This is a genomic window from Moraxella sp. CTOTU48717, from assembly GCF_032057165.1.
In the GTDB taxonomy this organism is placed as follows: Bacteria; Pseudomonadota; Gammaproteobacteria; order Pseudomonadales; family Moraxellaceae; genus Faucicola; species Faucicola tetraodonis.
The window spans coordinates 1-11,110 of sequence record NZ_DAMBBC010000034.1 but is presented as its reverse complement, the minus strand read 5'-3'; the positions used below and the strand labels follow the sequence as shown (position 1 = coordinate 11,110).

Sequence of the window (11,110 nt, the reverse complement as noted above, 5' to 3'; positions counted from 1 at the left end):
TATTCTTCTACTTTATGTGGATTTGTGGTAGTTTTTAATTTCTTTTACTATACAAGGCTGGCTATCGTGGTGGTGGGAGGATGGCAAACGCTTGCAAGCCGCCAAACACATTCAATTTGCGCGATTGGCATTTTTGCAAAATATTTGGAGTCGCGATAAAGATTTTCGGCAAATGGGTTTTGACAGTAGAAGTGACGCTGTGACGAACTTAATTGAACGCTATCGCGCTGATATTCCTAAGCAAACTGAAGTTATGCACTTATTACAGCTTGAAGCCCGTATGACTAAAGAATTGTATAAGTTAGCGTCAATTCATACCGATAATGCAGGCTTTAGCCGTGAGCATGACGGGATGGATAAAGCCAATAGCTTCTTGAATCACGGTAATTATTTGGCGTACGGACTCGGGGCAACCACTGCTTGGGTACTGGGTATTCCGCATGGTTTTGCGGTCATGCACGGTAAGACACGGCGTGGGGCATTGGTGTTTGATATTGCGGACATCGTTAAAGATGCAATTGTGCTGCCGCTTGCCTTTATTTGTGCCAAAGAAAATGCCAGTGAGCAGGAATTTCGCCAAGAATGTCTGAATTATTTTACCACTTATAAAGCCTTGGATGTGATGTTCGATACGGTGAAAGATTTGGCATTAAAAAAAGACTTTGAAACATTGTAAGCTTATGAAAATCAATGGATTGGAAAAATTAATTTATGCTAGTGACGTTTATTTCGCAATGTGAAAAAAAGGCGTTAAACCGTACCCGCCGTATTTTGGATGCCTTTGCCAATCGCATTGGCGATAACGTATGGCAAACCGCCATTACCGAAGATGGGCTGGACACTGTCAAAAAGTTATTACGTCAATCGGCAACCAAATCTACCGCCGTGAGTTGCCATCGGGTAAGGACACGGCAACGCAGTGAACTGGTGTGGGTGGTGGGTAACCGCAAAAAATTTGGTGAGCAAGGGCTGGTGGCGGTCAATCGGACCAAACGCAATATCTTGCACAGCGAATGGGAAAATAACTGGCAAAATCTCAATGCCATTGCCATTATCAGCACTTTATCTGCTCTGCTGCACGATATTGGCAAATCCACCAATGGTTTTCAGCACAAACTGTTTCACCCTAGCAAAATGGGCGACCCTTATCGTCATGAATGGATTTCGCTTAAATTATTGATTTGGCTCGTTAAAGACTGCCAAACTGATAACGATGTTTGGCAAAGATTGCAAAAAATAGATGAATTTTTAGCAAGCCATCAGCCGACCACACAAAATTTGCAAGGCAATATCGAAAAAAGTGAAATGGATAAATTACCACCTGTCGCCCAATGGGTAGCGTGGCTGATTGTCACCCATCACCGCTTGCCACCTTTGATCGAATATGGTTTCGCCTCCAAAGTCAAAGAAAGTTTTTTGCAAATAGGCAATAGAAACTTTGCCATTGATTTAAACCTTTATTATCAAAAAGCCGTTAAGGCAATTGCTTTTTGGGTAAAAAATCCCAAATCCATCGAAGAAATGACTACCAAAGAAAAAGAGCAATTTTTTAGCTTCGATAATTTGGTGTTAAATAGTCCAGATTGGCAAAAGCAAGTTAAACGCTATGCCAAAAAAGCCCAGCAGGATGTCGTTTTACAGCAACTTAGCCAGCAATCTACTGCGATCGCCAATCCGTTTTTGCTGATGCTCTCTCGCCTGAGTGTGATGGTCGCAGACCACAATTATTCCAGTCTAACCAATGCTGACAAGGCAAAACGGGTACAAGGCAGTAAAGCGTGGGAAGACAAGCTAATTGCCAATACCGATCGTAAAACAGGCGAAAAAAATCAAGCCCTTGATGAACATTTATTGGGGGTTGCCCGCTTTACCGCAGAATTTTGTCGTTATTTGCCGCTGTTGCATGAGAAATTGCCCACCTTATTCCAGCATGAACCATTGATAAAAAATACAGGCAATCCGCTGTTTGCTTGGCAAAATACCGCCTTTAAATTGGCGTTGTCTCAAAGCGAACATAGCGAAACGCATGGCTTTTTCGGCGTGAACATGGCTTCGACAGGGTGCGGCAAAACCATTGGCAACGCTCGTATTATGTATGCCTTGGCAAACCCCAAAAAAGGGGCAAGGCTAACCATTGCTTTGGGCTTGCGGGTTCTAACCTTGCAAACGGGGCAAAGTTTTCGCCAAAATCTCAGTTTGACCGATAGCCAACTGGCGATTTTGGTTGGTGGACAGGCTCAAAAACAACTATTTGAAACTAACCAACAAGCTGATGATAAAGCGAGTTTTCTTGCCCAATTTGGTAGCGAATCAGCAGAAAATCTGGTCGATGAATGGGTCGATAGTGATGATTTTGACAGTATTTTGGACGAGTTAAAGCTAGGCACAGTGGTGGAAGACCGTACGGCTCGCAAGCTCTTGGCTTCACCCATTGTGACTTGCACCATCGACCATCTGATGCAGGCAACCGAATGCAAGCGTGGCGGCAAATATATCGCGCCGATGCTTCGCTTGTTTAGTGGTGATTTAATTTTGGATGAACCCGATGACTTTGATCACCATGATATGCCTGCCCTTTCTCGGCTAGTGCATCTGGCGGGATTAATGGGTTCTCGTATTTTGTTGTCATCGGCAACCTTACCGGCCGATATGATCGAAGGACTATTTCTAGCCTATTTAGCAGGGCGAAAAATTTATAACGAGCAGTTTGGCTACGCCGCTCCGCAAGTCGCTTGTGCATGGTTTGATGAAAACCGAGCCATGAGCGAAAACTGTCATAACAGCGACGTGTTCAATGTCGCCCACAACCAATTTATCCATAAACGTTGTCAATTCTTACACAAGCAACCTGTCAAACGCAGGGCAACCATTTTGCCGTTTGATATTGAATATCATGGTGAACAACAACCAGCATTTTATCAAGCGATTGCCGAACAACTGCTAAATCATGCGTGGCAGTTTCATCAGCACCATCATGTCACAGCCAAGGATAAAAATGTGAGTATTGGCTTGATACGCATGGCAAATATTCAGCCATTGATAAAAATTGCCCAAGCCATGCACCAATTACAAGCCTTTGATTACCAAGCTGATACCCAGCTTTATCTGTGTTGCTACCATTCTCAGCAAGTATTAGCGTTACGCAACCGCCTAGAAAATCGCCTAGACAGTATTTTGACCCGTAAAAATGTGTCTGCCGAAGATTTTATCAAGCGACCTGATATCGCCCAAGCGATGGGCAAAAATCCACATAAAACCCATCATATTTTTATTGTACTTGCCACGCCTGTGGCAGAAGTGGGGCGTGACCATGATTATGACTGGGCAATGGTCGAACCAAGTTCCATGCGGTCAATTATTCAGCTTGCAGGACGCGTGTGGCGACACCGTACGGAGCTTGTGGCAGACACGCCAAACATGGGGATTTGGCAGTACAACATCCGAGCGTTAAAAAATCGGGTGCAGAAAAATAGCCAGTATCCTGCCTTTGCCCAGCCTGGATTTGAAGACAAACACTATCCATTGGCAACCCATGATATGACGGCACTTGTCCCTGCCAAAACATTACAAAAAATTGATGCGGTGAGCCGTATCCAAAAATCCGCCGGACTCAATCCAAAAACCAGCCTTGTTGATTTGGAACAGCAAGTCATGGCAGATTTGATGAATAATTCACAGTTTAATGTGGTCAATGCCTACTTTAAAGACGAACAAACCGCCAACCGTCACCATGTCCATTTAAGCGTTTTGACACCGTTTCGGGCAGGTCGTGCCAATATTGAGTACATTATTAAGCCCGATGATGACACTTTTAACGTTTATCACAGCGAGAGTGTCAAAGAGTATGGTCTTTACCATGCTAATACTGTCAATAGTGTAATACAGCCGTATGAGCTACCTACCGTTAGCCCATTTGTGGACGTTTGGTTAGACAGTCATTTGGCGAATGTGTTGGCAGAATTAGGGCAAAAATTCCCTGAACTCAGCCCTAATTCCATTGTGATACGCTTTTCCAACGTCGCCCTGGCAGAGCATCAAAATGGCTACTATTTTGATGAACGCTTTGGCTGTTGGAAAAAAGACTAAACCGCCTGTGTGGCGGTGAAGATTTTTTAAAACCAAATTATTTCCTAAGTCACCTATGTGGCGATAGCGAAATTTTATGCTAAAGATTAAATTTTCTCAATATTTTAGCTTTTAAAACCATATTATGGTTTACTAAATAGATTAATTATGATTAAATGGTTTTAACTAAACATTAGTAGGAAGATAAATATGATTGAAAATATAACCGAGCTACAAGTCAAAGATGCCATACAAGCATTCTTGACCGCTCAATATGATAAGAAAACGGAAAAAGAGCATAAGCAACTCGCCAAAGCCATTGAAGACAATGACGTAGCAAAAATTGCTGAACTCAATGCGTTTTTACAACCGTTTAAAGATAAATACCAAAAAGCCAATTGGCTTATTGAAGCCCAGAAAATGGCAGAAAACGTCCAAGTCGGTACGCACGTTTCTAAAGGCGTACACCCCAGCTCTCGGGGCGATAATGTCAATTTTCGTCAAGCCGTTCAAAACAGTTATGTGAATACCCAAACACTGGCTAGTCGATTTTTGGATGCCAACAGCCCCCGTGGGGCGATTGACTTGCCGTTAGTGACTTTTTTTGAATGGGAAGTCGTGGCGGGTTCGGGCATCAAAATGCGGGATGTTATTTTGCAAAATTCGCCAGCAGTTGCCCATAGTTTTGCCGACGATGAAGCATTATCAAAGCATTATCAGCAAGCCTTTTTGGATTGCTTAAATAATCAAATTAAAGCACCCAAAACCCATGAAACCAATAAACAAATTTTATGGGCGTTGCCACAGGATGAACCCGATAGCGATAATTATGTGACTTTAGTGCCACTTTATCCTTCTGTTTTGACCCATGAAGTTTTTCACAAAATCAATCAAAACCGCTATTCAGATGACAATAAAACCGCTCGGGATAATCGCAGCAAAAAAACTGCCGAACAAAAACCCTATATTACGATGAAAGATTTGGCAACGGTGCAACTGGGTGGCACAAAACCCCAAAATGTCAGCCAACTGATGAGCAAACAAGGCGGTCGCAACTATCTACTACCGTCAGTGCCACCGATTTTCCGCCAGTCGCAAGATATCCGAATTTCGCCTAATGCTACCAGTATCTTTGCTACCAAAGCCTTGCAATACAAAGCCAAAGAAGCACTCAATGCCTTGTTTACCCTGATTAAAACCGATTACAACAATGTCAATATCCGGGATGCTCGTAAAGCAATTTTATCTGACATCGCCTATCAAGTGATTAGCTTAGGTGAAACCTTACAAACCATCCGTCCAGCAGGTTGGACAAAGGATTATCATAATTTATCGATGAACCAAAAATACTGGCTTGACCCACATCGAGCGGATTTGGAAGGCGAAGAAAACTTTAAACAGGCACGAGAAAGCGAAGACTGGCGAACCGCCATTGAAGTCGATTTTGCTAACTGGCTACAAGGCATTTTAAAAACAGAATTTAAAGCTTTTGCCCATGATTTTGCTGACCCAGAGCATAATGAATGGCGAAGTGAAATAGCAGATGAGATTAAAAAAGCCTTAAGACTAGGCAAAGGGGGCTTAGCATGAGTTTTATTTATCCAGATTTACACTGCGTGGGCTATCTGTGCCTAAATCGTATTCAAATCAGCAATGCCAATGCCATTTCTAGCCCACTCACTTATGGCTTCCCTGCGGTAACAGGCTTTACAGGGGCAATTCATGCGTTAAGCCGAAAAGTGAGCCGAATTGATGGTTTAGAAGATATTCGCCTTGATGGGGTGCTAATTGCTTGCCATGAATGTCAGCCACAGACCTATCGTGAAAGCAGTTATAAAGATTTTACCTTTATCCAAACTCGTAATCCGCTCAAAAAAGACGGCAAAACCGCTTCAATTATTGAAGAAGGGCGTTGTCATTTGACGGTTTCGTTAATTGTTGGGGTTTATTCCGATAGCCTTTTCTTCGATGAAGATGATGACCAAATCGACTTATTGCAACAAACAGTAAAAAATTTAATCCAACAACAACGCATTGCGGGCGGTAGTGTTATCGGCTTGAATAAGTTTGCGCCAGTCAGTTTTCGTGTAAAAGAAAAAATTTCTGAATTTACTGACAAACTGTTACCTGCGTTTGTCTTGACCGATGCACACGACGATTTACAAACCATCACCGCAGGACTCCAAACAAAAAATCCCGAAGCCACTGCCTTGGATGCGTTACTTGAAACCGCCACGCTTCATCATGTGCCAAGCGATGCACAAGGCTCAAGTTGGACGGTTGAATCGGTTAAAAAAGGACGGGGATGGCTTGTACCAATCCCTGTTGGCTTTCAAGGGATTTCACCACAGTTTGATGCATGGCAAATGCAACATAGCCGCAACCCTGAATATCCCAGTCGGTATGTCGAAGCCATCTATAGCCTTGGCAAATGGGTATTCCCCTATTCAATCGCTGAGCTTAGTACCGCCCTTTGGTATCAACAGTATGATGCCGAGCAGGATTTATATTTAGTCAGTCATAACGTTTAACCTTTAACTCTAACCTAAGTTTCACGCCATTTATAGGAGAATTATCATGGCAAAAACTGAACTAAAAACCGCATCCGTATTGGCATTCGAGCGTGTCTTGGATATTTCCGACGCTTCTTTTTGGCAAAAAGACAGCCAGAATGCCGACAGCCAAGCCAGTATCGTCACCGTGCAAGAAAAATCAGTGCGTGGCACGATTAGCAATCGCTTAAAAAATGCTGTTGCTAATGACCCTGCCAAACTTGATGCCGAAACACAAAAAGCCAATCTACAACGTGTCGATTCAAGTAGTCTTGATGAAAGCAACGATACCTTAATCGCTAAGTTCACTTGTAAAGTATTGCCATTTACAGGTAAGCCCAATGTGTGTAACGACCAAGATTATCAACAAGCCTTATTGGCAGTGGTTGCTGATTATCAGCAAAGCCAAGGCGTAAGTGAACTCGCCAAACGCTATGCTACTAATATTGTCAATGCCCGTTGGCTATGGCGCAACCGTGTCGGGGCAGAAAAAATCACTGTCACAGTGCGTTTTAATCAACAGACTTTAACCTTTAATGCCAAAGACTTTGCATTAAATGAATTTAATGCTGATGACAAAAACTTAGCCCAACTTGCCCAATGGATTGAACAAGGTCTGACAGGACAAGCCTTTGTGATTTTATCCATCGAAGCCCAAGCCCACGTTGGCTACGGTCAAGAAGTCTATCCATCACAAGAGTTGATTTTGGACACAGGTAGTAAAAAAAGCAAAGTGTTGTACCGTGTTGGAGACATCACCAAAAACCACGCAGGGATGCACTCGCAAAAAGTCAGCAATGCCATCCGTACCATTGACACTTGGTATCCCGAATATGAAGACAATCACTTCCCGATTGCCATTGAGCCGTATGGGGCGGTGACGACCTTGGGTAAAGCGTTCCGTCAACCAAAACAAGGCAAGGATTTTTATAACCTATTTGATAAATGGGTATTAAAAGGCGAAAAACCCGAAGTTAGTCAACAGCATTATGTGATGGGCGTGTTAATTCGTGGCGGTGTCTTTGGCGAAAGTGGCAAGGAGTAAGCGATGAATTTCTACCAAGAAATCACGCTAATACCCGATGCCGAGATTTCACCTTATTTCTTATGGAGTAAGGTTTACACTCAGCTTCATATCGCCCTTGCCCATGTCAAAAATCAACATGGCGTAGACGGTATTGGTATCAGCTTTCCTAATTACAAATATGAAGAGAAAGACGGCAAAACCTTCGCCACACTCGGCAACAAACTACGTATTTTTGCCAATACTGGCGATGAACTCGACAAATTGGCATTGCCTGTGTGGCTTGATCGGTTGATCGATTATGTGCATTTGACCAGTATCAAAGAAGTGGGCGATAAAGCAACAGGTCATGTCATTGTCAGACGCTATCGATATAAAGACTTTGACAAAAAGGTGTCGGAATTTGCCAAGTTTAAAGGCATTAGTGAAAAAGACGCATTGGCTCATTGTCTTGAGCATAAACGCCCTATCAAACGCTATCCTTTTATCAGCTTAAAAAGTGAAACCAACCAGTCTGATTACAGATTATCGATTTGGCAAGAAACCGCCAATGAAGCTAAAACAGGCAGTTTTAATACTTATGGTATCAATAATATGTCAAATGACGTGACCGTGCCTAATTGGTAAGTTATAGTTGAATTATAAAGTAAGGGTGAATAACCCTTATTTTTGACTCAATAAAAATAGGTATAAATTTCAATCAGTTATATCTAGGCAAAAAATGTAGGGTAAGAAGGGTATTTTTACTTGGTAAGCCTTGCTATAACTGCTTTTTTTGGGATAAAATTCCTCTTCACCGCCACATAGGCGGCTTAGAAAACCATTTTTCACTTGATTAACTTTTTCGTTAACTTCACCGCCACATAGGCGGCTTAGAAATGTGCGTGATAAGGCGCATTATGGAAATTTGGTCTTCACCGCCACATAGGCGGCTTAGAAATTTACTTGATTTTCTCGACTGAACAGGAACAACTTCACCGCCACATAGGCGGCTTAGAAAACCACTACACCCGATACACCTACCACAGATACCTTCACCGCCACATAGGCGGCTTAGAAAGTTAGACATATCAAAATCCTTCATCATCAATACTTCACCGCCACATAGGCGGCTTAGAAATTGTCTGCCAATAGGTGCGATAATCGACTTTGCTTCACCGCCACATAGGCGGCTTAGAAACAACACCGAAAGATAAGACACCACCGAGCTGGACTTCACCGCCACATAGGCGGCTTAGAAATATGGTGTTAATGGTTGGCATCCGCATTACCACTTCACCGCCACATAGGCGGCTTAGAAAATGACTTGTTATCATCGGTTAAACGAGAATTACTTCACCGCCACATAGGCGGCTTAGAAAGTTTTGGCTCTGTCGCTGATGACAGCCCTATTCTTCACCGCCACATAGGCGGCTTAGAAAAACCAAGCTATACACAAAATAAATTAGACAATCTTCACCGCCACATAGGCGGCTTAGAAATGCTGTATCGTTCTATCGAACTTTTGTCTAGTCTTCACCGCCACATAGGCGGCTTAGAAATATGTGCGGTTGATTTTACTCGTAGCGGGTATCCTTCACCGCCACATAGGCGGCTTAGAAATTGCATTTGCCAGTCATAGCCATATTCTTTAGCTTCACCGCCACATAGGCGGCTTAGAAAAAAGATTATAAGGGTGCAGCCGACCAGTTTTTCTTCACCGCCACATAGGCGGCTTAGAAAACTCAAAGGGACTAAGGGTATTGGCAAGCGCACTTCACCGCCACATAGGCGGCTTAGAAAACAAAGCCATTTTTTGAATTGTATCGTCATGACTTCACCGCCACATAGGCGGCTTAGAAACCATACGGTCTAGCCAAGTGATAATGTTCTTGCTTCACCGCCACATAGGCGGCTTAGAAAATTTACGTCAACGCCACTTGTACCAGTCAAATCCTTCACCGCCACATAGGCGGCTTAGAAACAGCTACTCTAGAAAACTACGGAAAGCTATGTCTTCACCGCCACATAGGCGGCTTAGAAAAAACGAAACTTGCGCCATTTATGAATAGAGACCTTCACCGCCACATAGGCGGCTTAGAAACAAGCCTGTGATTAATACGGATTCTCTACCTACTTCACCGCCACATAGGCGGCTTAGAAATTGCATAATCATAGCGTGTTCATGCGTTAAATCTTCACCGCCACATAGGCGGCTTAGAAAACATTACGCAGGGGCGTTTTTGGGGAAAACTACTTCACCGCCACATAGGCGGCTTAGAAAACGAAGTGATCATGACTGACGAAAAAACGCCTCTTCACCGCCACATAGGCGGCTTAGAAAGAGAAAAAGCCAAGAAATTTGCTGAATACATCCTTCACCGCCACATAGGCGGCTTAGAAAAAGCGTGTAATCTATCAACGGCTTGCTGACTGCTTCACCGCCACATAGGCGGCTTAGAAACCAAAAAAAATAGCCCAGCAGAACACACCGAGCTTCACCGCCACATAGGCGGCTTAGAAATGCCACACGTTTATTGACTATATAAGTTTTGCCTTCACCGCCACATAGGCGGCTTAGAAACGTTAGCATAAACACAAGCATAATATCGCGGGCTTCACCGCCACATAGGCGGCTTAGAAATTAAAGTTAGTCTCAAAAGCTGTTTTTGCCCCCTTCACCGCCACATAGGCGGCTTAGAAATACTAATCAAATAATCAAGACGAGATATGCCACTTCACCGCCACATAGGCGGCTTAGAAAACCATGCGATTTTCTCAGCGTCCGCTTGATAGCTTCACCGCCACATAGGCGGCTTAGAAAAGCAGGACTAGTATTAGCATTAGCAAAAGGGGTCTTCACCGCCACATAGGCGGCTTAGAAAAAGAGAAGCAGAGGCAATTTTAGCAACTGGGGCTTCACCGCCACATAGGCGGCTTAGAAATAACATCTCAACTTTAGGAAGCCGACCACCAGCTTCACCGCCACATAGGCGGCTTAGAAAAAAAAAGGCAGCTGAACGATAGCGCAGCATTTCTTCACCGCCACATAGGCGGCTTAGAAAACCGCTTGCATTAACACAGCCCGCAGCAGACGCTTCACCGCCACATAGGCGGCTTAGAAATTAGTAACCTCGCCCGATTCATTAAAAAACTCACTTCACCGCCACATAGGCGGCTTAGAAAAGCTCATGCCGAAAGTAGCCTTTCGACTGTCGCTTCACCGCCACATAGGCGGCTTAGAAATTAGAGCCAAATGATGTAATACTTAACAGCTTCTTCACCGCCACATAGGCGGCTTAGAAAAGCGCAGACAATCTCACAAGAACAGATAGCAGCTTCACCGCCACATAGGCGGCTTAGAAACTACAGGAACATTTTTTGGGGCTTCATCTTGTCTTCACCGCCACATAGGCGGCTTAGAAAGTATTCAGCTATAGTAAAAGAAATTAAAAACTACCACAAATCCACATAAAGTAGAAGAATAGCT

Annotated in this window: 6 protein-coding genes and 1 CRISPR repeat array; all 6 genes read left to right on the top strand. The window is 43.6% G+C overall.

Annotation, left to right across the window (positions count from 1 at the left end):
- Nucleotides 1–37: 37 nt before the first annotated feature.
- The 6 genes from cas1f (at nucleotide 38) to cas6f (ending at nucleotide 8,268) form a co-directional block, all read left to right on the top strand.
- Complete coding sequence (gene cas1f / locus RT084_RS12275) at nucleotides 38–676, top strand: type I-F CRISPR-associated endonuclease Cas1f (protein ID WP_313100312.1); 639 nt, start codon at nucleotides 38–40, stop codon at nucleotides 674–676.
- 35 nt (nucleotides 677–711) lie between these two features.
- On the top strand, nucleotides 712–4,086 hold the full coding sequence (gene cas3f, locus RT084_RS12270; protein ID WP_095356845.1) for a type I-F CRISPR-associated helicase Cas3f: 3,375 nt from the start codon (nucleotides 712–714) through the stop codon (nucleotides 4,084–4,086).
- Between the two features lie 189 nt (nucleotides 4,087–4,275).
- Nucleotides 4,276–5,655: a type I-F CRISPR-associated protein Csy1 gene (gene csy1 / locus RT084_RS12265; protein WP_095356844.1), complete on the top strand. Its 1,380-nt coding sequence runs from the start codon at nucleotides 4,276–4,278 to the stop codon at nucleotides 5,653–5,655.
- Complete coding sequence (gene csy2, locus RT084_RS12260) at nucleotides 5,652–6,596, top strand: type I-F CRISPR-associated protein Csy2 (protein WP_313100308.1); 945 nt, start codon at nucleotides 5,652–5,654, stop codon at nucleotides 6,594–6,596. The genes csy1 and csy2 overlap by 4 nt, the downstream gene beginning before the upstream one ends.
- A gap of 46 nt (nucleotides 6,597–6,642) precedes the next feature.
- Nucleotides 6,643–7,662: a type I-F CRISPR-associated protein Csy3 gene (gene csy3 / locus RT084_RS12255; RefSeq protein ID WP_128681827.1), complete on the top strand. Its 1,020-nt coding sequence runs from the start codon at nucleotides 6,643–6,645 to the stop codon at nucleotides 7,660–7,662.
- A 3-nt stretch (nucleotides 7,663–7,665) separates the two neighbouring features.
- Nucleotides 7,666–8,268, top strand: coding sequence for a type I-F CRISPR-associated endoribonuclease Cas6/Csy4 (gene cas6f, locus RT084_RS12250; protein WP_095356841.1), 603 nt, complete (start codon nucleotides 7,666–7,668; stop codon nucleotides 8,266–8,268).
- Between the two features lie 164 nt (nucleotides 8,269–8,432).
- A CRISPR array of direct repeats spans nucleotides 8,433–11,046; the repeat unit is 28 nt; unit sequence CTTCACCGCCACATAGGCGGCTTAGAAA.
- Between the last annotated feature and the right edge of the window lie 64 nt (nucleotides 11,047–11,110).